Consider the following 22,837-nt stretch of genomic DNA (forward strand, 5'->3'; position numbering starts at 1 on the left):
GAAGTCAGGTCGGATAGCGTGACGGCCATGAAGATCGCTGGAAGCACCGCCCTCGTCACCGGCGCCAACCGTGGCCTCGGCCGGCACCTCGCCGCCGAACTCCTCGCCCGGGGCGCCACCGTCTACGCCGGCGCCCGCAACCCCGACAGCGTCGACCTCCCCGGCGTGACACCGGTCCGCCTCGACATCACCGATCCCGCCTCGGTGGCCGCCGCCGCCGAGCTGGCCGGCGGCGTGAACCTGCTGATCAACAACGCGGGCATCGACACCCGGACCGACCTTCTCGACGGCGACCTGGCCCTCGTCCGGCTGGAGTTGGAGACCCACTACATCGGCACCCTCTCGACGATCCGGGCGTTCGCGCCGGTCATCACCGGCAACGGCGGCGGAACGATCCTCAACGTGCTCTCCGTCCTGTCCTGGTTCGGCTCCCCGACCCACGCGGCCTACAGCGCCGCCAAGTCCGCCGAGTGGGCGATGACCAACGTGCTGCGCGTCCAACTGGCCGACCGGGGCGTCCGGGTCGCCGGCCTGCACGTCGGATACCTGGACACCGACATGGCCGCGGACATCACCGGCCCGAAGTCCGACCCGGCGGCGATCGCCCGCATCGGTGTGGACGGCGTCGAGGCCGACGCGTACGAGATCCTCGCCGACGACCTCAGCCGACAGGTGCAGGCCGGACTGGCCGGCGGCGTCGCCGCGCTCTACCCACAGCTCCCCTGACCCACGACGCGACGGGCCGCCACCGGAGAGAACCGGTGGCGGCCCTTTGTCGGGTACGCGGTCAGCTCGCCTGCAACGTCACGTCGTCGATCACGAAGGTGGTCTGCAACGACGAGTCCTCGGTGCCGGTGAACCGCAGCGTCACCGTCTGCCCGGCGAACGCGGCCACGTTGAGGCTGCGCTGCACGTAACCGGTCGCGGCGTTGAGATTCGAGTACGTCGCGAGGGTGGTCGAGCCCGCCTGCACGGTGAGCCGGTCGTACGCCGTGGAGCTGGTGGTCTCGGCGGTGTCGATGTGCAGCCAGAACGACAGCGTGTACGTGGCGCAGCCGGCCGGCACTGTCACCGACTGCGACAGGCTCTCGCTGCGGGTGCTGCCGAACCCGTTGAGCCACGCCTTGTACGACCCGGTCCGGGCCGGCTGGCCGCTGGCGTTGGTGATCACGCCGGAGGACGCGGTCCACGGCGTGCTGCCGCTCTCGAAGCCACCGTTTGCGACCACCTGGCCGCCGGTGCAGGTCGGGGTGCCGCCGCCCACGGCGAGCTGCCACAGCGCGTAGGCGACACCGTCGGCCGCCCGGTTGAGCACTGTGGCGCTGACGTTGGCGGTGGTGTCGCAGGACCGGTGGTAGCAGGGGTCGTACGCGGAGTTGGCGGTGCCGCCCCACTTGGCCGCCTGGGCGCTGGTCTTGCGGGCGCTGGCGCCGGCGGCGTAGCCCGAGGTGGGGATGCCGGCCTGCTGGAAGTAGTAGTCGTCGGAGCGACCCTGGCCCTCGACGTTCTCCTCCGGTTGCAGGCCCAACGAGTCCCAGTACGCCTTCAGCGGCGCCGCCGTGGTCGAGCTGACCCGGTTGATGAAGTAGCCGCCGTTGGTCGAGCCGACCATGTCGAAGTTGTAGTAACCCTTGATGTAGCCGCGCTGGGTGGCGCTGAGCGAGTTGACGTAGAACCGGGAGCCGTTGAGCCCCTGCTCCTCGTCGGTCCACCAGGCGAACCGCACCCGTTTGGTCATTGTCGGGCTCTGCGCGGCCAGGACCAGCGCGTTCTCCAGCAGGGTCGACGAGCCGGTGGCGTTGTCGTTGATGCCCGGACCGGCCGCGACGCCGTCCAGGTGCGCGCCGAACATGACCACCTGGTCGGCCGGTCCGCCGGGCCACTCGGCGATGAGGTTGTTCGAGGGGTACCGGCAGCTGGAGCAGTACTGCTCGCTGACTGTGTAGCCGGCCGACTGGAGCCTGGTCTTGACGTAGTTGAGCGAGGCGGTGTAGCCGGCCGAGCCGGCCCGTCGGTTGCCACCGTTGCTGGTGGCGATGGCGTTGAACTGGGTCAGGTGCGCCTGGACATTGGTGATGGAGATGTCCGGCGCGGCCAACGCGGCGGCGGACGCGGCGATCGGCCGGGTCACCGTCGTGGCGGTCGGAGGTGACGCGGTCGCCGGTTGGGCGGCCAGCGGCACCGTCATCCCGGCGAACACGGCGAGCGCGATTCCCGCGCTCAGCGTTCTGCCTCTCATGGGGGCTCCTCGGGGTTGGAGAGATACCCGAGACACTTACAGATATCTATTTCCTGAGCATCGGTCGTTCGTCCCGAACCGCCGCCGGTTCGACGGTGGGTACCGGCGTCGGCACAGGTGAGTAGAGGTGTCAGGATGGGTAGGTAACGCGGCAGGGGTCGACGGGCCCGGAACGGGGGGCTTGCGATGGGGTCGGATCGAGCGTGACACGACCCAGCACTGACCTGTTCCTCGGCGGCGACACCGGGCGGTTGATGGCACAGCTGGACTGGGCCGGCACCCCGCTGGGCCCGGTCGACGGATGGCCGCAGAGCCTGCGCGCCGCCGTCCGGATGGTGCTCTCCTCCCGGTATCCCATGCTGCTGCTCTGGGGCGAGAGCTACTCGCAGCTCTACAACGACGCGTACTCGGCGCTGATCGGCGACAAGCACCCCGCCGCGCTCGGCGACGACGTACGGGTGACGCTGGCCGAGGGCTGGCACGTGCTCGCCCCGCTGATCGAGGAGGCCATGGCGACCGGGGTGGCCAGCTGGGTCCCCGCGCTGCAACTGCTGCTGGAGCGGGCCGGCTACCGCGAGGAGGCGTACTTCACCGTCTCGCACGCCCCGGCGCGCGACGACGACGGCCGCACCGTCGGCGTACTGACCGTGTGCAGTGAGGTCACCCAGCAGGTGGTCGGCGAACGCCGGCTGCGCCTCCTGCGCGACCTGTCCGTGCTCGGCGACGGGCGCACCGTCGACGTGGACGCCACCGGTGCTCGGCTGATCGACGTGATCGACGGCCACCCTCTGGACGTGCCGTTCGCCGCCATCTACCTGCGCGACGGCACGGCGCTGCGCCGGGTCGCCTGCACCGGCGGTGACCAGGGGCACGCCGGGGCCCTGCCGGACGCCGTCGAGCTGGCCGACCCGGGCCCGCCCGCGTACGCCTGGGGGTTGGCGGACGCCGCCGAGGGCCGGGCGACCCAGGTGACCGACGTCGCCGACCGGCTGCCGCTGCCCGCCGGCCCGTGGAACGACCCGGTCCGCACCGCGCTGGCGCTGCCGCTGCCCTCCGCCGACGAGGACCAGCCGCTCGGCGTCCTGCTCGCCGGGGTCAGCCCCAGCCGAGGGCTCGACGAGGCGTACCGCTCCTTCCACCAGTTGCTCGCCCAGCAGATCTCCGTGGCGTTGCGCAACGCCCAGGAGTACGAGGAGGAGCGGCGCCGGGTCGAGGCGATGGCGGAACTGGACCGGGTCAAGACCGACTTCTTCGCCAACGTCAGCCACGAGTTCCGTACCCCGTTGACCCTCATCCTCGGCCCGCTGACGGACGCCCTCACCGACGCCACCGCGCCGTTGGCGGCGGTCCAGCGGGAGCGGGTGGAGACCGGCTGGCGTAACGCCACCCGACTGTTGACGCTGGTCAACAGCCTGCTCACCTTCTCCAGCCTGGAGGCCGGGCGGGCGCGCAGCGACGCCCGGGTGGTGGATCTGGCCGCGCTGACCGCCGAGCTGGCCGGGGTGTTCCGGGCCGCCGTCGAGCGGGCCGGGCTGACCCTCGAGGTGAGCTGCCCACCGCTGCCCCGGCCGGTCGCGGTCGACCCGGTCAACTGGGAACGCATCGTCACGAACCTGCTCTCCAACGCGCTGAAGTACACGTTCATCGGCCGCATCCGGGTCACCCTCGACGCCGACGACGAGGAGGTGCGCCTCACCGTCGCGGACACTGGCATCGGCATCGCGGAACGCGACCTGCCGAAACTCTTCGAACGCTTCCACCGGGTGCGGGGCACCCGCTCGCGCAGTCACGAGGGCACCGGCATCGGCCTGGCCCTGGTGCACGAGTTGGCCCGGCTGGAGGGCGGCGACGTGCGCGTGACCAGCCAGGTGGGCGTCGGCAGCAGGTTCACCGTGACGCTGCCCTGGTCGGCGGCGCACCGCACCGCGGTCACCGGGCCGGCGGTGGACGGGCGGGGTGACGCGGCCCGCGCCGCCGTCGAGGAGGCGATGGGTTGGCTCACCGAACCGGACGACGCGCTGACCGAGCCCGATCCCGCGTCCGGGGCGGCCACGGACGAGCTGACCGGAGCCCGGATCCTGCTCGCCGACGACAACGCCGACATGCGGGCGTACCTCACCCGGCTGCTCGCCGGGCAGGGCTGGCGGGTGCGGGCCGTCACCGACGGCCGGCAGGCCCTCGACGAGATCCACAGTGATCTGCCCGACCTGGTCCTGACCGACGTGATGATGCCGGTGCTGGACGGCTTCGACCTGGTACGCCGACTACGCGCCGACCCGACGACCCGGACGCTGCCGGTGCTGGTGCTCTCCGCCCGTGCCGGCGGGGAGGCCAGCGTGGAGGGCCTGAGCCTGGGCGCCGACGACTACCTGGTCAAACCGTTCGCCGCGGCCGAGTTGATCGCCCGGATCCGGGCCAGCATCCGCCGAGCCCGCGACCGCACCCCTGCCGCGGCCGTCGTCGGCGACCCGGCGACTGCCACGGCCGCAGCTCCCTCGGCTCGGCCCACCCCGGTCGGGCCCGTTCCGCCGACCCCGGCTGTCGAAACCGTCCGCGACGTGGCAGTGGCCGTGCAGGCGCCGCCCGAGCCGGACGGTCTGGGCGACCTCCTGGACGTCGGGTGGACGTACCCGTCCGCGCCTACCTCCGCCGCCGCGATGCGTCGCGACGTCCGGGGCGCACTGGGCCAGCTGGACGTCGACCCGGACGTGCTGGAAGACCTCCTGCTCGCCGCCTCGGAGGCCATGAACAACGCCGTCGAGCACGCACAGCGACCCAGCCGTCCGGAGGTACGGGTGCGCGTCCAGGTGGGCGACGGGCTGATCCGGATCTCGGTACGGGACTTCGGCACCTGGCGGGACCGCCGGCCGGCGATGGACCGGGGGCGCGGCGCGCTGCTGATGAACGCCTACGGCGACGTGCGGCTGGTCTCCACCGCCGAGGGGACGACGGTGACCATCGAGCGTCGACTGGCCTGAGTGCCGGCGACGGGTCAGAGTCGGCGACCGCTGGCGTCGTGGGCGATGATGCCGTCCAGCCGCTCCCCCGGAGTGAGCCGCGCCGGGTCGAACCAGAAGACCAGCACCTGCTTGTCGCCACTCCATGGTGCCACTCGGGCGTCGACCTGCCGACCGTCGACGGTGCCGATGATCCGCTTGGCGGGGCCGACGAAGTAGCCGAAGGTGGGCACCGGCGCGGCGAAGCCCTCGTCGTAGCCGATCTGGTGGAACCCGGCGCTGCGGTCGCTGCCGTAGACGTCGTTGACCAGGATGTCGGTGCTCAACGAGCCGTCCGGAGCCTGGCGACCGGCGGCCAGTCCGATGGATACCTTGGGCTCACCGGGCACGGACACCGCGACGAAGTAGTAGACCCGACGCTCGGCGCCGTGCCGCACCCCGCTGTCCACGATCTGGCCCAGCGGCTTCGGTGGCGGCTCGTCGCGGCCCACCGTCGGCGGTGGCGTGGAGCCCAGCGACTTCTCCGGCCACGGCGAGACACCGACCGACGGTGGAGCGACGGCGACCGGCGGCGGGTGCTCGGTCGGCGCCGGATCGCCCGGCCCGGACGCGCCGACCGCCACCACGACGACCACGGCGGCCAGGCCGGTCGCGAGCGTCGCCGCCCCCGCTCCGGCGACGCGTCGACGGGTACGCAACCGACGTCCCTCGCGCATCACGGAGTCCAGATCGAGCACGGCGTCGGGACGCTCGGTCGCCCGCATCGCGTGGCGGAGCCGTTCCAGCTCGCTCATCGGCGCGCCCTCTCATCGGCCGTGCGGGGCGCGGCGGTGCGCAACTTCTCCAGAGCTCGCGAGCTGGTGCTCTTGACCGTGCCGACGGATACGGAGAGTTCCCGGGCCACCTGCGCCTCCGGCAGGTCGAAGTAGTAGCGCAGGACGACGATGGCGCGCTCCCGGGGGCTGAGCGCACCGAGGATGGTGATCAACCAGCGCCGGGTGGCCACGTCGTCGGCCACGTCGCCACGCCGCTGCTCCGGCACCTCGTCGGTCGGGTACTCCCGCATCGGCCGTCGCCACCCGTCGACCAGATGGTTGACCAGCGTGCGGCGGGCGTACCCGTAGGCGTCGTCGTCGTGGATCCGCGACCACGACGCGTAGGTGCGCACCAGTGCGGTCTGCGCGGCATCCTCGGCCTGGTGGTGGTCGCCGGTCATCAGGTACGCGGCGTGCACCAGTCGCGCGGACGCCGCCCGCGCGAACTCGACGAAATCGGCGTCACCCCGCGCCACCGCGAACCCTCCCCGTGCCACAGAGCTAGAGACGGGCGAGGTCGGCAAAAGGTTGAGCCCTGGGTCACATCAACTTTTCGCCACTGTCACCCGTCTTCTCCTCCGCGCCGCCGCCGAGCGACGCGCGAGGGGAGAGACATGTCGACGAAGGCTACCCGCCGCTGGGGTCCCACCTCGATGGCGTCGCTGCTGGTGGTGGTGCTGCTCACCGGGTGCGGTCTGCCCGCCGCCGGGCAACCCGCCACCGAGCCGGTCGCCGCCGGGCCGCTGCCCAGCGGACCGGCGACATCTACCGGTCGGCCGACCGGGGCCGCCGAGGTCCGACCCAGCTCCGCGCCCGTCGTCCCGGTCAGCTACCCCGCCACCGGCGGTAACCGCTGGTCGGTGGCGCCTGGCGAGACGACCCCCGGGCGCGCGACGGCCGGCCGGTTGCTGCGCTACCGGGTCGCCGTCGAGCGCGACATTCGGGGCCTGCCGGCGAAGGACATCGCCACGGCGATCACCACGACGTTGAACGACCCACGCGGGTGGACGGCGGGCGGGGCGTGGCGGTTGCGCCGGGTCGGTGCCGGCGAACCGACCGACTTCACCATCTACCTGGCGACCCCCGGCACCCGCGACACCCTCTGCCAGGACGTGCCGGACGCCTACACCTCCTGCCGCAACGGTGGCCGGGTGGTGCTCAACGTGGCGCGTTGGGTCAAGGGGGTGCCGGGTTACGGCGCGACGGTGGAGATCTACCGGCAGTACATGGTCAACCACGAGGTGGGGCACAAGCTCGGGTACGGCCACGAGCGGTGTCCCGGGCGGGGCCGGCCGGCGCCGGTGATGCAGCAGCAGACGCTGGGCCTGCACGGCTGCTCCGCGAACGCTTGGCCGTACCCGAAGGGCAAGGCCCGCTACAGCGGGCCGGTCGGGGCATACGACGACGCGATCCCCCGGCGTGAGGGCGCCTACTCGGCATCGTGAGGACGGCGTGCCCTCAGGTGCGGCGGCGGCGCTCCTGTTCGAGTCGCTCGTCCTGCCGGCCCATCTCGTAGATGGCGTTGAGGCTGGTCGGCAGGCGGCTGACGTTTTCCGGCACCGGGCCGGGATCCGGCGCCGGCCCGGAATCCGGTACCGGACCGGGGTCGGGTGCGGCGGCGAGGGCCGGGGCCCGGCGGCGCAGGAGCAGCAGTGCCAGCACCCCGAGGACGGCCACGACCAGCAGGTACGACACGGGTGGCCAGGCATCGCGGGTGGGGTTGGCGAGCGCCGACGGCTGGGTCGGTGCGGGGGTGTCGCCGTCGCGCCAGGGCACGCCGGCCTCGCGGGTGCCGGTGCCTACGCCATCGGTGCGGCGATCGGGGGCTGCGGGTGCGGGGAGACCACCGCCTGCCGACCCGGCGGGCGCGGGGATCGCGATGGGTTCCGCCGGACTGGGCCGACCGACGACCGGTGGCCGACTCGGCGTGGCCGCTCCGGTGGGGGTGTCGCTCGGCGTCGGGGCGGCACTCGGCGTGTCGCCACCGAGCAGGTCGTCGACGATCTGGCCGACGCCGCCGACGATGTCACCGAGCGGATTTGAGGTGGCCGACGGGGACGGCGCGGGCGCGAGGGCGAGGGTCAGCGCGAGGACGACGACGGTAGGCATGACGCCACCTCCGATGTGCCGGATATGCCACGCACCGTACCGCATCGTGGGATCGCGTGGGTGACACCGGCGCACCGGGGCGGGGGAGCGTCTGGCGCTCGCCCCCGCCCGCGATGTCGCTGATGGTCAGACCGGCAGGCCACCGACCTGAGTGGAGATCCACGATCGGATCGACGGCAGGTCGACGTAGATGGACGGGCCGGTGGCGCAGGTGGAGTTGTTGTTGCCGGCCCGACTCGTGGCGCCGATCAGGTTCCACACTCCGTTGACCCGGCGCACCTGCGGCCCACCCGAGTCGCCGTAGCAGGCGCCGGAGTTGCCGTTGGTGTTGTTGGTGCAGATCTCGTACGGGCCGTTGATGCCGGAGCACCGACTGTCGGCCACGATGGACGTGTCGAGTTCGTTGGCCACGGCCGGAGCCGAACCGCAGCCCCGCGGGGCGCAGGTCTGGCCCCAGCCGATGATCCGGGTGGCGGTACCGACCGCGCCGGAGGTGCTCGGGATCGGGGCCGGCGCGTACGTGACCGAGCTGGCCAGTTGCAGCAGCTTGACGTCGACGCTCGGGTGGTTGACCGCCCGGGTCACCCGCACGACGGTCCCGCCGCTGGAACGGTTGATGCTGCCCACCCGCACCGAGGACGGCGTCGAACAGTGCTTGGCGGTGACCGCCCAGTTGCCCTTGATCAGCGTGCCGGTGCAGCCGGAGACATAGACCATGAAGGGGTAGTTCTCCGTGGCCGGCCGGCCGCCGACCACCAGCGGGCTGATGTCCGAGTCGCCGTTCCAGGTGTACGTCGTGCTGGCCGGCGCGGCCAGGGAGCCGGCGAACAGCGAGTTCACCCGGCTCGCCTCGGCGGCGCTGGGGTTCGCGTTGCGACAGGAGACCGGTGCGCTGCTGCCGGACATCAGGTCGGAGCAGAGGCCGGTGCGCCGGTCCGGCAGGCCGAGGATGTGGCCGACCTCGTGGGTGGCGATGCGGGTGCGGTCGTAGCCCTGGTTGACGGCCGTGCGGCCCATCCAGATCCGGCCCGAGCCGAGACCGGTCGGCTGCGCGCGGGGCCAGCCTTCGTCGACGTAGATGGTGATGCTGGCCGGGGTGCCGGCCAGGAGTCGGACGTTGCTGACCCGGCTGTTCCAGATCTGCGCCGCCTGGTCGAAGTTGGTGCGGAACTCGCCGGTCCGGCTCGCGTCGTAGTAGACGGTCCGGACGGCGGCGGCGGGCGTACCGGTGGCGAGCTGCATCCCGGCCGCCGCCAGGATCGCCACCAGCATGGCCAGCGCCGCGCGTCTCAGTTGTCCTTGGAACATCGGGTACTCCCCTGCGGTCGTCCGGCGACCGTCGGCCACCGGTTCATCGATGCGCACCGATATTAATGTGACGGCGGTCGATGTTCGGCATAGCGGAAGCGTCATACCGGCGACGTGGAGGCTGTTACCCAGCGGTTACGTCGCAGCGAAGCTCCTGTGCCGGGGCGGGACGACGGTGGCGGCAGAGGGTCACCGGCAGCGCCGTCGCGACGTGACCCCGGTACCGGACGGAGAAGAACCATGAGGATCAGGAGCGCACTGACCGCGTTGGCGGTCGCCCTCGCCGGGCTGGTCGCCAGCGCCGGCAGCAGCACCGCCGCGGGCACCACGACCGAAGCGGCGTACTGCGGGATCACCTGGGGCAGCGCGGAGAAGGCGGCCGGTGCGCTGAGCGACGCCCCGCTGGTCGACGTACGAACCGGCCGGCACGACTGTTACGACCGGGTGGTGTTCGAGTTCAACGGCCCGGTCGACGGTTACGCGATCGGCTACGGGGAGACGTGGACCGAGGGCGAAGGGCTGGCGCTGTCGCCGTACACCGCCGGCGGCGCGCTGCTGCGGGTCTCGCTGCGGGCACCGGCGTACGACGACGACCACCTGGGCACCGTGCCCTACGCGGTCGGCGAGCACGTGGCGAACCTGCTGCGCTACCCGACGCTGCGCGACGTGGTGTTCGGCGGCAGCTTCGAGGGCTACAGCACCTTCGCCGTCGGCGTACGGGCGCGGTTGCCGTTCCGGGTGCTCGTGCTCGCCGGTCCCGGCACCCACAGCCGGGTCGTGCTCGACGTCGCCCACCAGTGGTAGTCGAAGCAGGCCGATCCGCTTGGCCGTCCGCCGACATCAGGCGGACGGCCATGGTGCGCACTGACCCGGGCATCAGTCAGGCGTGCAGGGTGGGCCGATAGACGAGTTCCTGGGTGCGACCGTCGAGGGTCCGGCTCTCGATCAATTCCAGGTCGAAGTCGGCCGCGCCCTGGAAGATCGGCTCGGTGCCGGTCTGTCCGGTGATCACCGGGAAGAGCGTCACCTGGACGAAATCGACCAGTCCGGCGGCCATCAACGCCCGGTTCAACGACAGGCTGCCGTGCGATCGCAGGGGCACGGCGGACTCCTCCTTGAGCCGGGCGACGACGTCGACCGCGTCACCGCGCACGACTGTCGCGTCCGGCCAGTCGAGCGGGCCTTCCAGCGTGTTCGACACCACGGTCGCCGGCAGGTTCCTCATCTGGGTCACCCACGCGTCGCGGACCTCGGACTCCTCGGTGCTCGCGGCCAGCATCTGCGCGAACACCCGGTACGTGTTGGCCCCGAAGACCATGCGCTGCTCCGCGCTGTACCCGGACAGGCGGTGCGCGAGCAGTTCGGGGCCCTGCTTACCCCAGTACCCGCCCCAGTTGCCGCTGGTGGTGCCGAAGCCGTCGAGGCTGGAAAAGACGTCGACGGTGTAGGTGGCGGTCATGATGTTCTCCGTTCACGGGTGAGTTCGGTCCGACGGGTCTGCAGGTAGGCCCGCTCGGTCTCGTTGGTGGCCAGTGCCGTGGCCCGGTCGTAGGCGGCTCGGGCCTCGTCGTTCCGTCCGAGTCGGGCGAGCAGTTCGGCCCGGGTTGCGGGCAGCCGGTGATAGCCCGGAAGGTCGAGGCCCTCCAACGCGGCGAGGGCCACCGCCGGCCCGTGCACCTCGGCGACGGCGACCGCGCGGTTGAGCGCCACGACCGAGGTCGGCGCGAGAGCGAGGAGCTGGTCGTACAGTGCCAGGACCTGCGGCCAGTCGGTGGCGGCGCCGTCGGTGTGCACCGCGCTGATCGCGGCCTGGATCTGGTACGGGCCGGGCCGGTTACGGCACAGGCAACGGCGGACGATGTCGTGGCCCTCGGCGATGAGCGGCCGGCTCCACAGTGATCGGTCCTGGTCGGCCAGCAGCACCAGGTCGCCGGTCGGGCCGAGCCGGGCCGGGCGGCGCGCCTCGGTCAGCAGCAGCAGGGCGAGAAGGCCCAGAACCTCGGGCTCGTCGGGCATCAACGCGGCGAGTTCGCGGGCGAGCCGGATCGCCTCGGCGCACAGGTCCGTTCTGATCAACGGACCGGCGGTGGACGCGTAGCCCTCGTTGAACATCAGGTAGAGCACCGCGAGGACGGGCGGCAGCCGGTCCGGCAGCTCATGTCCGGCCGGAACCCGGTACGGGATGGCGGCGTCGCGGATCTTCTTCTTGGCGCGCACGATCCGCTGGGCGACGGTCGCCTCCTGGACCAGGTAGGCACGGGCGATCTCCGGTACTTCGAGGCCGCCCAGCAGGCGCAGGGTGAGAGCCGTCCGCGCCTCCGGGGCCAGCGCCGGGTGACAGCAGGTGAAGATGAGTCGTAGCTGATCGTCCCGCACCGGTCCCACCTCCGAGGGCTCATCCTGGTGATACAGCAGCAGGGCCTGGGCGTGCCGGGCCTCGCGGGTCGACTCCCGGCGAAGCCGGTCGACGGCACGGTTGCGTGCGGTCGTCACGATCCAGGCGCCCGGGTTCGGCGGCAGCGTCTGCCACTTCTGCAGCGCCGTGGTGAAGGCGTCCTGGACGGCCTCCTCGGCGAGGTTGATGTCACCGAGGAGGCGGGCCAGGGTGGCGACGCAGCGGCCGTACTCCGCGCGGTAGATGCTCGCCAGGTCCATGTCGGGAGAGCGGCTGCCGGTCAGGCCTGGGACAGGTCGTCGAAGGGGCGCACCTCGACCGGGCCGCAGGCCGCCGCGCACCTCTCGGCCCAGGCCAGCGCCGCGTCCAGGTCCGCGCACCTGATGACCCAGAACCCGGCGATGTGCTCCTTCGTCTCGGCGAACGGCCCATCGCTCATCGCGGTGGTGCCGTTCTCGACCCGGACGACGGTGGCGCTGTCCGGCGAGGTGAGTCCCCCGCCGAAGACCCAGGCGCCCGCTGCCTGCATGTCGTCGTTGATCCGGCCCGTCTCCCTGAACATGGTCTGCGTCTCCTCGTCGGACGGCGTCGGCGCGCCCTCGACGAAGTGCACTGACAGCAGGTACTGCTTCATGACGATCCTCCGGTAGCTCGATGGTGGGATGGGTACAGGTCAGGCGGCCACGACGTTCGACGTGGTGGCGCGGGTCGTGTTCGCGGTGGCGGTCATCGTGCCCTCCAGTGGGTGTGCGGCAGGTTGCGATGCCGGGCTCTCACCAGGGCTACGAACTGAACCGATCCCGATCGACAGCACGCCCAAACTTTTTGTCGACGAGTTTTGACGTCGGCGTGAGACGACGGAGTCTCGGGACATAGCGGACGAGCCCGACCACCGATTCTCGCAGCTCAACCGGCTGCGGCACCGCACGCCGCTCGGCGTGCGGTGCCGCTGGGTGGGTCGTCAGTAGTTCGCGTAGGCGGTCAGGTCGCGGTACCCGTCGGCCTTGCCGTCGTTCGACCAGCCGGCGTCCTCAGGCTCGGCGTTGGCATCACCCGCGACGATCTTCAGGTCGCCGCCGAGGCGGTCCCTCGCCTCGTCGGCCTCCTTGATGTTCTCGTCGGCGCACGGGGCCGTGCCAGGTGTTGGTCGGCCAGTGGACCGAGGCGACCGAGACGTCCTCGTTGCGGACGTTGTCGTGCAGCCGGCATCGAAGTGCGAGAACCGGTGTGCCTCAGAGCGTGCGCTGGTACTCCTCCCAGGTCCGCTTCGGGCTGACCGCCGGTCCATCATCGACGCCCCGGTTGGCCAGGCCGTTACGACCGAGGTAATAGTCACCGGCCTGGTTCTGCGCACCTGTCGACTGGTCGGTGTCGGAGAGCGCGATGGCGTGGATGTGGTAGCCCCAGTCCCCCTGGGCCGGGGTCCGCAGCCACGCGGCGAAGCCCACCGTGCGCAGTCGACGCAACACGTCCGTCCGGACCGCCGAGGAGAGACCGCTGACCGAGAGGTCGAGCGCGCCGCCGCCGTCGTGCGTGCCGGCGGAGGCGCCCACACCGCTGCTGTACGAGCCCTGCGTGATGCCGAGCTGCCGGCCGAGCAGGCGTTCGGCCTCGAACAGCATCGACCTGGTGCGGGTGTTGACCTGCACGCCCCGCAGAGTCACCACGCTGCCGGGCGAGATGGCCCTGACGACTGTGTAGCGGCCCTCCCCGAGCGACCGCAGCGACGACGGGCCGGGAAGACCTGTGGCGTCGAGACCGGTGTAGCCCAGCGACCGCTGGTACGCGGCGTACGCGGCGATCGTGCTGGTGCCGAAATGACCGTCGACGTACGCCGACGAGAGCAGCCCTCTCGCCTGGAGTGCACGCTCCACCAGCAGGACGCTGTCCTTGGCCCCCTCGGTCAGCGCGGTGTCCGCCCGACGCGGGTCGATCTGCGCCGCCTTGATCAGCGCCTCCATGTCCAGCTGCGGCAACGCGGCCGTGGCCGGGCCGGCCAGCGGTACGGCACCGACCACCGCCGCACCTGCGGCGACGAGCAGGTTCCTTCTCGTGAGCACGCTTCCTCCGCAATATATCGACAGATTGACATGACGGAATGAAGCTATTCTTCAATGTACGGAGCTGAGTTGTCACCCCGCTGGGGCGTACGAATGTCCTCGGGATCGCCTCCCGCCGGTCGACCTGGATGGTCGGGACCAGCCGGCCCCGACCATCCGGTGGCGCCCATCCGACCCACGTCCGTCGCAGGTCGGTGGGCCGCCGTCGCAGCTCCCGTCAGCTAGCTGCCAGAACCCTGCTGGATCGGGTCGGGTGCCTGCCCGACAGCCTCGTCGGCCAGGTGCCAGACCTCGCGCATCGGGGCCCACCAGTCCCCCGAGCCGGGCTCGGCGATCGACTCCTGACACGGGTCGGTCAGCTTCCACCACTCCTGCGTCTGCGGGTCCGCCGCGATCAGCCGCAGGTCGGCCTCGTAGTCGTCGCCCACGTACTCGTAGTAGCCGAAGAGCAGGTCGTCGTGGAGGAAGATGGTGTAGTTGCGGAAGTTTGCCTCGCGCAGCGTCTTCTCCACGCTCGGCCAGACGGCGGCGTGCAACCGCAGGTAGGTCTCCCGCTGCTCGGGGCGGAGTCGGATCACGCAGCCATGACGTTTCACGTCGTGCCCTTTCGTGTGAGCTGTTTCAGGGGTGCCGAAGGCACCTGAAAGTAGCGGTTGGGCAGTGCCCAGAGGTGACCAGCCGGCCACCGATGTCGGCCGTTTCGCCAGGACTACGCACCGTGGCGCCAGGTCTACCCTCGGGTGATGGAGGGCCGCGTGTTGGTGGTCGAGGACGACTTCTCGATCCGGGAGATCACCGCCCTCGGTCTGCGCCGCGCCGGTTTCCGGGTCGACACCGCGGTCGACGGGCGGCAGGCCCTGGCCGCGTTCCGCGCCCACCCGGTCGACCTCATCGTGCTCGACATCATGCTGCCGGGGCTGGACGGTCTGGAGGTCTGCCGGGAGATCCGGCGGACCAGCCAGGTGCCGATCCTGATGCTGACCGCGCGCACCGACACCATCGACGTGGTGGTCGGGCTGGAGTGCGGCGCGGACGACTATCTGCGCAAGCCCTTCGACCTGCCCGAGCTGGTGGCCCGGGTCCGCTCGGTACTGCGCCGGGTGAGCGTGCCGGCCCCCTCGACAGTCATCGAGGTCGGCAGCCTGGAGATCGACCCGGGCGGCTTCGTGGTCCGCCGGCACGGCCAGGAGGTGGCGCTCACCGCCACCGAGTTCCGCCTGTTGCTGGAGCTGGCCCGCCGGCCCGGTCAGGTCTTCACCCGGGAGCTGCTGCTGGACCTGGTCTGGAACCACGACTTCCTCGGCGACTCCCGACTGGTCGACGTGGCGGTGCAGCGGTTACGGGCCAAGATCGAGGACGACCCGGCGCAGCCACTGCTGATCCGGACCGTACGCGGTGCCGGCTACAAACTCTCGACGGGCTGACGGGGGCGGCGATGGCCGGACGCGCGGTGTTCCCCGGGCGCCTGCGACGCCGGCTGACGATCGCGTTCGTCCTGGTCGCCGGCGTCTCGGCCGGGCTGCTCGCCGGCGGGACCGGGCTGCTGCTGCGGCAGTCCTGGTTGGACGCGTCGCTGCACGAGGCCGCCGCCGACGCCCGCTACCACCTCGTTCTCGCTGGGCAGTTCCTGCCGCTGACCGAGCAACGCAGCACCGAACTGCTCACCAGCTTCGAGGCCAGCGGTCGGCACGTGCTGCTCGTCGACGGCCCGACCCGCGCATCGCACCCCGCGTACGCCCCGGAGCTGGGCACCCGGTTGCGGGCCGTCGTCGCGGACGGGCGGCTCGGCTATCAGCGCTCCGCGCCGAAGGAGCGTCCTCGGCTGCTGGTGATCGGTGGGCGCATTCCCGGCTCGACCGCCGAGCTGTACGTCCTGACCGTGGAAGACGACGTCGCCACCGATCTGGGTCAGCTACGCACCGCGCTGGTGGCCGGCTGGGTGCTCGTGGTGTTGCTCGCCGCCGCGGTGGGTCACGCGTTGGCCCGCCGCACGTTGGAGCCGGTGGGCCGGGCCAGCCGGGCCGCCCGAGCGCTCACCGAGGGCCTGCTCGCCACCCGCCTGCCGGTACGCGGGCGCGACGAGTTCAGCGTCTGGGCGGCGACGTTCAACGAGATGGCCGAGGCACTGGAGTCGAAGATCGCGGCGCTGTCGGCCGCGCAGGCCCGCGAGCGGCGGTTCACCGCCGACGTCGCGCACGAGCTGCGTACCCCGGTGACCGCGTTGGTGGCCGCGGCGTCGCTGCTGCGCGAGCACCTCGACCAACTACCCGACGACGCCCGGCCGGCGGCCCGGCTGCTGGTCGGCGACGTGGTCCGGCTGCGCCGGTTGGTCGAGGATCTGATGGAGATCTCCCGGTTGGACGCCGGGCGGGAGCAGGTGGCTGTCGGGCCGGTCGACGCGTTGGCGCTGCTGCACGGCATCGTCGCCGCGCGCGGCTGGTCGCCGCGCGTGCGGGTCACCGGTGATCCGGTCGCGGCGCGCACCGACAGGCGTCGGCTGGAGCGCGTGCTGGCCAACCTGGTCGCCAACGCGGTCGAGCACGGCGGTGGCGAGATCACTGCCAGCGTGGCGGGCGCCGGATCACTGGTCGTCTTCGAGGTGATCGACGACGGGCCGGGCATCCCGGCCGAGCATCTGCCCCGCGTGTTCGACCGGTTCCACCAGGTCGATCCGTCCCGCTCCGCGCCCGGCAGTGGGCTCGGGCTGGCCATCGCCCAAGAGCACGCCGAGCTGCTCGGCGGCGCGCTGAGCGTGCGCAGCGACCCGGGCGAGGGCACCCGGTTCCGGCTGGAGTTGCCCACTGCCGGTCCCCCCGGCCCGCCGGGCGTTGCGGGATGACCGGCCGTGGCGCGGTCGGGCCGGGCGTGTCGGCGCTGGTCGCGGCGCTCCTGCTCGGCGGCTGCGGCACTCCCCGCTCCGGCGACCTCGGCCCGGCGCCCACGGCGCCGCCGCCCAGCGTCGCACCCACCGACCGCCCGGAGCGCACGCCGACCCGGGCCGCGGCACCGACGCCACCACCCACGAACCGGCCGCCGGGTCCGCCGCCGGCGGCGTCCACCGGCACGCGCCGACCGGATCCGGTGACCATCGAGCTGTGGTACGTCCGCGCCGGGCTGCTCGTGCCGACCCGGCGCACCCGGCCGGCCACTGTCGCGACGTCCCGGCTGGCGCTGACCGAACTGGCCGCCGGGCCGAGCTCGGCCGAGGCGGCCGCCGGGATGATCACCCTCCTTCCGACCGGCGTCGAGGTCACCCGCATCGCCGACGAGGTGGCGACGCTGCGGGTGCCGTCCGTCGGCGACCCGTCCACCCGGCGGCTGCGCGAGGCGCAGGTGGTGTGGACGCTCACCCAGTTCCCCAGCGTGCGTCAGGTCCGCCTCGACGGCGCGGCCCCGGTCGACCGGGCGGACTACGCGGACCTGCTGCCACCGATCGTGGTCACCGGCCCGATCCCCGGCGAGCGCGTGTCCGCCCCGCTCGTCGTCACCGGCACCGCCACCGTGTTCGAGGCCACTGTGAGCGTCCGGGTGCTGGACGCCGCCGGCCGGGAGGTGGCCACCGGTTTCGGCACCGCCAGTTGCGGCAGCGGCTGCCGGGGCGGGTACCGCGTGGTGGTCGGCTGGCGCCCGGTCCGCGAACAGAAGGGCACTGTCGAGGTGTACGAGGTGTCCGCCGAGAACGGCGCGCGGATCAAAACGATGGCGGTGCCGGTGGTCCTCGCACCCCGCGACTGACCGCCTCGCCCAAAGAGAGTGTTAACCCGGTGCGTCATCCGTTTGTCGACAGCGACGCGCGGCGCTGACGTCTACCCGACAGCGCAGATCCTCGCCGGCATTCACCGGGCTGGCGCGGCCACGCGGTGAAAGCGCAGGCCAGGTGCCGTGGAGCCGGTGGGAACGTCTCCGACACGCCGGCAGCGGGACGGCTCGTCGGGCTTGGCCGGACGACCGTTCCCCTGACCTTCGAGATTGACCTGGGTGGACATGTTTGCCAACGTGAGCGCGTCATTGCGCACAGTCATATTCGCTGTTCAGCCCCGTGACGGCCGGGCCACACTGGAGTCGTACCGGTCGCCGCGACAGCCTCACCATCCCTCACAGAGCGGAGATACATCATGTCCGGTGGCAGCCTTCCCCGTACCGGTATGGGCGTCGTCACGATCGGCGGCGCGGCCGGTATCGGCAGCTACGCACTTCCCCTGCCGCTCACCATCGCCCTCACCGGAGCGACCGCCGTCCTCATCGGCTTCATCATGATCCGGATGACGTTCCGTCGTAAGCAGTCGGTCGGCCAGTGACCGCTAGCGTCACGAAAGGTCGTGTCCTGTTCGCCGCGGCGGTCGTCCTGGCCGCCGCGGCGGCGTGGAGCGCCCATCACGTCCTCGCCGTGATCGGCGCCATCAACGGAGGCGGTCACCGCTTCACCTTCGCGTACGCCGCCATGTTCCTGCTGCTGATCTGGCAGCTCGGCACCTCCTATCTGGAGAAGCCCGCAGTGGTCACCGACCGGATGCAGGGGCACCTCGACGCTCTGCACGTGGTGGGCATCGTGCCGGCGTACAACGAGGATCCGGGCGCGCTGCGGGCCTGCCTCGAATCCATGATCTTCCAAACCCGCAGACCAGACACCATCTACGTGGTGGACGACGGGTCGAAGCTGACCGAGGGCTACCAGCCGATCAAGCGGTGGTTTCTCGACGTCGCCCCCGTCCACGGGATCATCGCCGCCTGGCACATCCAGCCCAATGCCGGGAAACGGCACGCCCAGGCCGCCGCGGTGCGGTCGACACCGGCAGCCGACGTCTACTGGACGGTGGACTCGGACACCATCTCGGACCCGAGCGCCCTCAGGGAGTTGTTGAAGCCCTTCGCCGATCCGGCGGTGCAGTCCGTCGCGGGGGTGGTGATGGCCGCGAACGTGCGCAGCAGCTTCCTCACCCGGTTCACCGACCTGTGGCTGGTGACCGGGCAGCTCACCGACCGGTCGTCGCTGTCGGTGTTCGGGTGCGTGTGGGTGAACTCGGGCCCGATCGCCGCCTACCGCGCGGAGGTGGTTCGCGACAACCTCGGCGCGTATCTGACGGAGACGTTCTTCGGCCAGCGGGTGCCCTTCTCCGACGACTCCCTCCTCACCCTCTTCGCGATGGTCCGGGGACGCACCGTGCAGCAGCCGTCGGCGTTCGCGTTCTCCCTCATGCCGGAGAACACCGGGCACTTCTGCCGGATGTTCCTGCGCTGGATGCGCGGCAGCTTCATCAGGACCTGGTGGCGGGTCCGGTACCTGTCATTGCTGTCGATCGCGTGGTGGCTGCATCTGCTGCGCTGGGCTGCCACGGTGGTCGCGACGGTGCTGTTCGTGGCGGTCGCGATCCTGTCGCCGATCATCGACCCCGACCCGCGGGCGATTCCGTGGCTGGTGGCTGTGCCGTTGATCGTCGGGTACGGGCAGGCGCTCCGCTACATGACGGTGCGACGATCGGACCAGTCGACGGCCTACCAGTGGGGCACCTGGCTCCTCACGCCCGTCGCTGTGGTGTTCGCCCTGGTCGTGCTGCGAGCGATCCGCTGGTACGGCATCGCCACCTGCTGGCGCACCGGCTGGGGCACCCGCAAGAAGGTGGAAGTGGCGCTGGGTTCCTGACCACGCGACCCGTGCTGAACCTGACACCTGGCATGACGCCGTGTGAAACGTGACCGTTTCGTCGGCTGGGTGCGAGGCAACTCACGAAACCCTGCACGATCAGCCAACCGCGAACTAGGGTCAGTACGACATCGTTTCGCGGGGGGGTCGGCATGCTGGGTGGTCAGCAGGTGGGCGCGGGCGCCGGGGTTCCGGCAGCCCGGGCCCCGCGCTGCACGGACGGCGACCTGTTCACCGTCGTCATCGACACCCTGCGCGAGGTCGGCTTCGACCGGATGACCATCGACGCCGTCGCCGCCCGCGCCCACGTCAGCAAGGCCACCATCTACCGACGCTGGGACGGCAAGGCCGAGCTGGTCGTCGCCGCCCTGCGCGACCGGCACGTGGGTGTCCACAACCCGCCCGACACCGGTTCCCTGCGCGGGGACCTGATCGAGTTGCTGCGGGCCACGGCCGCGATCTGCACGGCCGACTGCGACCTCATGCAGGCGTTGACCTTCGCCATGCGGACCAACCCCGAGCTGGAACGTCTGGTGCGTCACCAGGTGCTGCCGGCCGGGCGGGTGGCAAGCACCGCCATCCTGGTCCGGGCCGCCGCCCGCGGGGAGATCCCGCCGGAGGCCGGCGAGCGGGAGCTGTTCCACGATCTGGCACCCGCGCTCACCATGTCCCGCATCGTCGCGCACGGCCTACCCGCCGATGACGCGTTCCTCACCCAGGTCGTCGACCAGGTGCTGATCCCGGTACTCCGCTATCAGCACGACCGTCCGTCGCCGGCCTGATTCACCGATATTCGCAACACGGAAGGCTTCACCATGCCCGGAACCACCTCGACCGCGCCCGGCGCGCCCAACGCCGGGGCGTCGACAGGCGCACCGCACCCGCGGCGCTGGATCGCGCTGGCGGTCATCGCGGTCTCACAGCTGATGGTCGTCCTGGACGCCACGATCGTGAACATCGCGCTGCCGCAGGCCCAGGCCGACCTGGGGATCACCGACGCGAACCGGCAGTGGGTGATCACCGCGTACACGCTGGCCTTCGGTGGTCTGCTGCTGCTCGGCGGTCGCATCGCCGACTACTGGGGGCGCAAGCGCACCTTCCTGGTCGGCATGACCGGTTTCGCGCTCGCCTCCGCCCTGGGCGGTCTGGCCACCACCGGTGAGATGCTCTTCGCCGCCCGCGCGTTGCAGGGCGCCTTCGGCGCGCTGCTCGCCCCGGCCGCGCTGGCGCTGCTCACCGTCCTGTTCACCGAGGCCACCGAGCGGGCCAAGGCCTTCGCGGTGTACGGAGCGATCGCCGGCGGTGGGTCCGCGGTCGGCCTGCTGCTCGGCGGGGTGCTCACCGAGTACGCCGACTGGCGCTGGTGCCTGCTGGTCAACATCCCGGTCGCCGCCATCGCCATCGCCTTCGCGCTGCCGCTGGTGCCGGAGAGCCGGGCCCACGGCAACACCCGCTACGACGTGCCCGGTGCGATCGTGGTGACCGCCGGCCTGGTCTCCCTGGTCTACGGCTTCACCAAGGCCGCCGAGGACGGTTGGGACGCCACCGCGACGCTCGGTTTCATCGCCGCGGGCGTGGTGCTGCTCGCCGTCTTCGTGGTGATCGAGCTGCGCTCCAGCCACCCGCTGCTGCCACTGCGGATCCTGCTGGACCGCAACCGGGGCGGTGCGTTCCTCACCTCGACGCTGATCGGCGCCGGCCTGTTCGGGGCGTTCCTCTTCCTGACCTTCTACTTCCAGGTTGTGCTGCAGTACAAGCCCCTCGAAGCCGGTCTCGCGTCCCTGCCGGTCACCGTCGGCGTGCTGATCGCCGCGGGTGGCGCCAGCCAGCTCATGCCCCGGTTGGGTGCCAAGCCGCTGATGGTCGCCGGTTCGGCGCTCGCCGCCCTGGGCATGCTGGTGCTGACCCAGATCGACGTGGACACCTCGTTCCTCACCCACCTGCTGCCCGCGCAGGTCGTCCTGGGCCTGGGGCTGGGCTTCACCTTCGTCCCGCTGTCCAGCCTCGCCCTGGTGGGGGTGCCGGAGCACGACGCCGGCGCGGCCAGCGCGACGCTCAACGCCACCCAGCAGATCGGTGGCTCGCTCGGCACCGCGCTGCTGAACACCTTCTACACCAGCGCGGTCGCCGCCTATCTGGTCGGACGGGCGCCGAACCCGGTCAACCAGGTCGAGGCGCTCGTGCACGGCTACCGGGTGGCCTTCGCCTGGGGCGCGGCGCTGATCGTGCTCGCCGGACTGGCCACCCTGGTCCTGGTGAAGGTCCGCAAGGAGGACATCCCGACCGGCAACACAGTGCACATGGGCTGAGCCTGACCGACGTGGCCGACGGCCGGAGCGGCCCGACCCCGGGGCCGGCCCGCCGGCGGCCACGTCCGGTAGCGTCCGGACCATAGCCGAAAATCCGTTTGAGGAGATCCATGTCGACCCCTGCTGACCAGATCATCACAGCTCTGCGCGCGGGCCACGAGGAGCTCGCCGCGCTCGTACGGGACCTCAAGGAGGACGACCTGCTCCGGCCGTCGGGGGCCAGCGAGTGGCAGGTCTCCCAGGTGCTGAGCCACCTGGGCAGCGGCGCCGAGATCAACCTGGCGACGCTGGACGCCGCCCGTTCCGGCGCGCCCGGCCCGGACGGGGACTTCAACCGTGGCGTCTGGGCACGCTGGGACGCGATGTCCCCGGCCGAGCACGCCGCCGGGTTCCTCGCCACCAACGAACGGCTGGTCGAGGCGTACGAGGCGCTGGACACCGAGACCCGGGCCTCGATGCGGATCGACCTCGGCTTCCTGCCGGAGCCGGTCGACGTGGCCACCGCGGCCCGGTTCCGGCTCAGCGAGTTCGCCCTGCACCAGTGGGACGCCGAGGTCGCGTTCAACAGGTTCGCGGCGGTGACGCCGGGGGCGGTGGCGCTGCTGCTCGACCAGATCGGCGGCATGCTGGCCTGGACCAGCCGACCCCAGGAGCTGGCGGGCCGGGAAGCCACGCTGCTGGTCCGGCTGCACGCGCCCGAGCGGACGTTCGGGCTGCGGCTGGGCGAGAAGGTCGAGATCGTCGACGCGCCGGAGCGCCCCGACGGGGAGCTGGTGGCCCCGGCCGAGGCGTGGCTGCGGCTGGCCACCGGACGGCTGGGCCCCCAGCACACTCCCGCCGGGGTGCAGGTGACCGGCTCGGTCACAGTCGACGACCTGCGCCGAGTCTTCGTCGGCTTCTGACCAGCGGCCGTGGGGGGGGGGGGGGGGCCCCCCCCCCCCCCCCGCCCCCGGCACCCCCACCCCCCAGCGGTGGGGGGGGGGCCCCCGCACCCCCGCGGGCGG

23 protein-coding genes are annotated in these 22,837 nt (G+C 71.7%); 13 read left to right on the top strand and 10 right to left on the bottom strand.

Going from position 1 to position 22,837, the window contains the following annotated elements:
• Nucleotides 1–27: 27 nt before the first annotated feature.
• Nucleotides 28–726: an SDR family oxidoreductase gene (locus tag ABZ794_RS21780; protein ID WP_210787131.1), complete on the top strand. Its 699-nt coding sequence runs from the start codon at nucleotides 28–30 to the stop codon at nucleotides 724–726.
• A 61-nt stretch (nucleotides 727–787) separates the two neighbouring features.
• On the opposite strand, the gene ABZ794_RS21785 is transcribed toward ABZ794_RS21780, so the two are convergent.
• A complete protein-coding gene (locus tag ABZ794_RS21785; RefSeq protein WP_210787133.1) occupies nucleotides 788–2,239 on the bottom strand; it encodes a M28 family peptidase in 1,452 nt (483 codons plus the stop codon).
• A 203-nt stretch (nucleotides 2,240–2,442) separates the two neighbouring features.
• Here ABZ794_RS21785 and ABZ794_RS21790 point away from each other — a divergent pair, with 203 nt between their 5' ends.
• Nucleotides 2,443–5,217, top strand: coding sequence for an ATP-binding protein (locus ABZ794_RS21790; protein ID WP_357517222.1), 2,775 nt, complete (start codon nucleotides 2,443–2,445; stop codon nucleotides 5,215–5,217).
• A 14-nt stretch (nucleotides 5,218–5,231) separates the two neighbouring features.
• Here the strand turns inward: ABZ794_RS21790 and ABZ794_RS21795 are convergent, their stop codons facing one another.
• Together ABZ794_RS21795 and ABZ794_RS21800 are read right to left on the bottom strand one after the other, a co-directional pair.
• The gene (locus ABZ794_RS21795) at nucleotides 5,232–5,990 is read right to left on the bottom strand and encodes a hypothetical protein (protein ID WP_357517224.1); all 759 of its coding nucleotides are present in this window, start codon (nucleotides 5,988–5,990) and stop codon (nucleotides 5,232–5,234) included.
• Nucleotides 5,987–6,487 (bottom strand): SigE family RNA polymerase sigma factor, encoded by a 501-nt coding sequence (locus ABZ794_RS21800; protein WP_210786799.1) that lies wholly within the window; start codon nucleotides 6,485–6,487, stop codon nucleotides 5,987–5,989. Before ABZ794_RS21800 ends, ABZ794_RS21795 begins: the two co-directional genes overlap by 4 nt.
• A 138-nt stretch (nucleotides 6,488–6,625) precedes the next feature.
• Between ABZ794_RS21800 and ABZ794_RS21805 the strand changes: the two genes are divergently transcribed.
• A complete protein-coding gene (locus ABZ794_RS21805; RefSeq protein WP_357517226.1) occupies nucleotides 6,626–7,456 on the top strand; it encodes a DUF3152 domain-containing protein in 831 nt (276 codons plus the stop codon).
• Between the two features lie 13 nt (nucleotides 7,457–7,469).
• Here the strand turns inward: ABZ794_RS21805 and ABZ794_RS21810 are convergent, their stop codons facing one another.
• Together ABZ794_RS21810 and ABZ794_RS21815 are read right to left on the bottom strand one after the other, a co-directional pair.
• Nucleotides 7,470–8,120 carry a hypothetical protein gene (locus tag ABZ794_RS21810; protein WP_210786795.1) on the bottom strand — a complete coding sequence of 217 codons (651 nt, stop codon included), beginning with the start codon at nucleotides 8,118–8,120 and terminating at the stop codon, nucleotides 7,470–7,472.
• Nucleotides 8,121–8,246: 126 nt separating this feature from the next.
• Nucleotides 8,247–9,428: a snapalysin family zinc-dependent metalloprotease gene (locus ABZ794_RS21815; protein ID WP_357517335.1), complete on the bottom strand. Its 1,182-nt coding sequence runs from the start codon at nucleotides 9,426–9,428 to the stop codon at nucleotides 8,247–8,249.
• A 240-nt stretch (nucleotides 9,429–9,668) separates the two neighbouring features.
• Here ABZ794_RS21815 and ABZ794_RS21820 point away from each other — a divergent pair, with 240 nt between their 5' ends.
• On the top strand, nucleotides 9,669–10,232 hold the full coding sequence (locus ABZ794_RS21820) for a hypothetical protein (protein WP_357517228.1): 564 nt from the start codon (nucleotides 9,669–9,671) through the stop codon (nucleotides 10,230–10,232).
• Between the two features lie 76 nt (nucleotides 10,233–10,308).
• Here ABZ794_RS21820 and ABZ794_RS21825 read toward each other — a convergent pair whose 3' ends face one another.
• Genes ABZ794_RS21825 through ABZ794_RS21835 form a run of 3 tightly spaced genes read right to left on the bottom strand, consistent with a single transcriptional unit; the run spans nucleotide 10,309 to nucleotide 12,457 of the window.
• Nucleotides 10,309–10,887 (bottom strand): dihydrofolate reductase family protein, encoded by a 579-nt coding sequence (locus tag ABZ794_RS21825; protein ID WP_357517230.1) that lies wholly within the window; start codon nucleotides 10,885–10,887, stop codon nucleotides 10,309–10,311.
• On the bottom strand, nucleotides 10,884–12,083 hold the full coding sequence (locus ABZ794_RS21830) for an RNA polymerase sigma factor (RefSeq protein ID WP_357517231.1): 1,200 nt from the start codon (nucleotides 12,081–12,083) through the stop codon (nucleotides 10,884–10,886). Before ABZ794_RS21830 ends, ABZ794_RS21825 begins: the two co-directional genes overlap by 4 nt.
• 20 nt (nucleotides 12,084–12,103) lie before the next feature.
• Complete coding sequence (locus ABZ794_RS21835; protein WP_112668588.1) at nucleotides 12,104–12,457, bottom strand: YciI family protein; 354 nt, start codon at nucleotides 12,455–12,457, stop codon at nucleotides 12,104–12,106.
• 28 nt (nucleotides 12,458–12,485) lie between these two features.
• Between ABZ794_RS21835 and ABZ794_RS21840 the strand changes: the two genes are divergently transcribed.
• Nucleotides 12,486–12,665, top strand: coding sequence for a hypothetical protein (locus ABZ794_RS21840; protein WP_238689607.1), 180 nt, complete (start codon nucleotides 12,486–12,488; stop codon nucleotides 12,663–12,665).
• A 390-nt stretch (nucleotides 12,666–13,055) separates the two neighbouring features.
• On the opposite strand, the gene ABZ794_RS21845 is transcribed toward ABZ794_RS21840, so the two are convergent.
• A complete protein-coding gene (locus ABZ794_RS21845; RefSeq protein ID WP_210786788.1) occupies nucleotides 13,056–13,883 on the bottom strand; it encodes a peptidoglycan-binding protein in 828 nt (275 codons plus the stop codon).
• A gap of 221 nt (nucleotides 13,884–14,104) precedes the next feature.
• On the bottom strand, nucleotides 14,105–14,461 hold the full coding sequence (locus tag ABZ794_RS21850) for an L-rhamnose mutarotase (protein WP_238689605.1): 357 nt from the start codon (nucleotides 14,459–14,461) through the stop codon (nucleotides 14,105–14,107).
• A gap of 165 nt (nucleotides 14,462–14,626) precedes the next feature.
• Between ABZ794_RS21850 and ABZ794_RS21855 the strand changes: the two genes are divergently transcribed.
• The 8 genes from ABZ794_RS21855 (at nucleotide 14,627) to ABZ794_RS21890 (ending at nucleotide 22,735) form a co-directional block, all read left to right on the top strand.
• Nucleotides 14,627–15,307, top strand: coding sequence for a response regulator transcription factor (locus ABZ794_RS21855; RefSeq protein WP_210786784.1), 681 nt, complete (start codon nucleotides 14,627–14,629; stop codon nucleotides 15,305–15,307).
• A gap of 11 nt (nucleotides 15,308–15,318) precedes the next feature.
• A complete protein-coding gene (locus tag ABZ794_RS21860) occupies nucleotides 15,319–16,722 on the top strand; it encodes a HAMP domain-containing sensor histidine kinase (protein ID WP_357517235.1) in 1,404 nt (467 codons plus the stop codon).
• Nucleotides 16,719–17,618 carry a Gmad2 immunoglobulin-like domain-containing protein gene (locus tag ABZ794_RS21865; RefSeq protein WP_357517237.1) on the top strand — a complete coding sequence of 300 codons (900 nt, stop codon included), beginning with the start codon at nucleotides 16,719–16,721 and terminating at the stop codon, nucleotides 17,616–17,618. Before ABZ794_RS21860 ends, ABZ794_RS21865 begins: the two co-directional genes overlap by 4 nt.
• 380 nt (nucleotides 17,619–17,998) lie before the next feature.
• Nucleotides 17,999–18,181, top strand: coding sequence for a hypothetical protein (locus ABZ794_RS21870; protein WP_210786778.1), 183 nt, complete (start codon nucleotides 17,999–18,001; stop codon nucleotides 18,179–18,181).
• Nucleotides 18,178–19,524, top strand: a complete 1,347-nt coding sequence (locus tag ABZ794_RS21875) for a glycosyltransferase (protein ID WP_357517239.1) — start codon at nucleotides 18,178–18,180, stop codon at nucleotides 19,522–19,524. Before ABZ794_RS21870 ends, ABZ794_RS21875 begins: the two co-directional genes overlap by 4 nt.
• Before the next feature lie 152 nt (nucleotides 19,525–19,676).
• Nucleotides 19,677–20,306 carry a TetR/AcrR family transcriptional regulator gene (locus ABZ794_RS21880; RefSeq protein WP_210786774.1) on the top strand — a complete coding sequence of 210 codons (630 nt, stop codon included), beginning with the start codon at nucleotides 19,677–19,679 and terminating at the stop codon, nucleotides 20,304–20,306.
• 33 nt (nucleotides 20,307–20,339) lie between these two features.
• A complete protein-coding gene (locus tag ABZ794_RS21885; protein ID WP_210786772.1) occupies nucleotides 20,340–21,833 on the top strand; it encodes an MFS transporter in 1,494 nt (497 codons plus the stop codon).
• Nucleotides 21,834–21,943: 110 nt separating this feature from the next.
• Entirely contained in the window at nucleotides 21,944–22,735 is a 792-nt protein-coding gene (locus tag ABZ794_RS21890) for a maleylpyruvate isomerase family mycothiol-dependent enzyme (RefSeq protein ID WP_357517242.1), read from the top strand.
• Nucleotides 22,736–22,837: the final 102 nt, after the last annotated feature.

This window comes from Micromonospora sp. NPDC047187 (assembly GCF_040643355.1).
In the GTDB taxonomy this organism is placed as follows: domain Bacteria; phylum Actinomycetota; class Actinomycetes; order Mycobacteriales; family Micromonosporaceae; genus Micromonospora; species Micromonospora salmantinae.

Bases quoted from the DNA above. Each gene is read 5' to 3' on its own strand.
- ABZ794_RS21810 (WP_210786795.1), bottom strand. From the start codon at position 8,120: ATGCCTACCGTCGTCGTCCTCGCGCTGACCCTCGCCCTCGCGCCCGCG.
- ABZ794_RS21855 (WP_210786784.1), top strand. From the start codon at position 14,627: ATGGAGGGCCGCGTGTTGGTGGTCGAGGACGACTTCTCGATCCGGGAG.
- ABZ794_RS21880 (WP_210786774.1), top strand. From the start codon at position 19,677: ATGCTGGGTGGTCAGCAGGTGGGCGCGGGCGCCGGGGTTCCGGCAGCC.
- ABZ794_RS21825 (WP_357517230.1), bottom strand. From the start codon at position 10,887: ATGACCGCCACCTACACCGTCGACGTCTTTTCCAGCCTCGACGGCTTC.
- ABZ794_RS21860 (WP_357517235.1), top strand. From the start codon at position 15,319: ATGGCCGGACGCGCGGTGTTCCCCGGGCGCCTGCGACGCCGGCTGACG.
- ABZ794_RS21840 (WP_238689607.1), top strand. From the start codon at position 12,486: ATGGGTACAGGTCAGGCGGCCACGACGTTCGACGTGGTGGCGCGGGTC.
- ABZ794_RS21890 (WP_357517242.1), top strand. From the start codon at position 21,944: ATGTCGACCCCTGCTGACCAGATCATCACAGCTCTGCGCGCGGGCCAC.
- ABZ794_RS21865 (WP_357517237.1), top strand. From the start codon at position 16,719: ATGACCGGCCGTGGCGCGGTCGGGCCGGGCGTGTCGGCGCTGGTCGCG.
- ABZ794_RS21795 (WP_357517224.1), bottom strand. From the start codon at position 5,990: ATGAGCGAGCTGGAACGGCTCCGCCACGCGATGCGGGCGACCGAGCGT.
- ABZ794_RS21815 (WP_357517335.1), bottom strand. From the start codon at position 9,428: ATGTTCCAAGGACAACTGAGACGCGCGGCGCTGGCCATGCTGGTGGCG.
- ABZ794_RS21820 (WP_357517228.1), top strand. From the start codon at position 9,669: ATGAGGATCAGGAGCGCACTGACCGCGTTGGCGGTCGCCCTCGCCGGG.
- ABZ794_RS21785 (WP_210787133.1), bottom strand. From the start codon at position 2,239: ATGAGAGGCAGAACGCTGAGCGCGGGAATCGCGCTCGCCGTGTTCGCC.
- ABZ794_RS21830 (WP_357517231.1), bottom strand. From the start codon at position 12,083: ATGGACCTGGCGAGCATCTACCGCGCGGAGTACGGCCGCTGCGTCGCC.
- ABZ794_RS21805 (WP_357517226.1), top strand. From the start codon at position 6,626: ATGTCGACGAAGGCTACCCGCCGCTGGGGTCCCACCTCGATGGCGTCG.
- ABZ794_RS21870 (WP_210786778.1), top strand. From the start codon at position 17,999: ATGTCCGGTGGCAGCCTTCCCCGTACCGGTATGGGCGTCGTCACGATC.
- ABZ794_RS21885 (WP_210786772.1), top strand. From the start codon at position 20,340: ATGCCCGGAACCACCTCGACCGCGCCCGGCGCGCCCAACGCCGGGGCG.
- ABZ794_RS21835 (WP_112668588.1), bottom strand. From the start codon at position 12,457: ATGAAGCAGTACCTGCTGTCAGTGCACTTCGTCGAGGGCGCGCCGACG.
- ABZ794_RS21780 (WP_210787131.1), top strand. From the start codon at position 28: ATGAAGATCGCTGGAAGCACCGCCCTCGTCACCGGCGCCAACCGTGGC.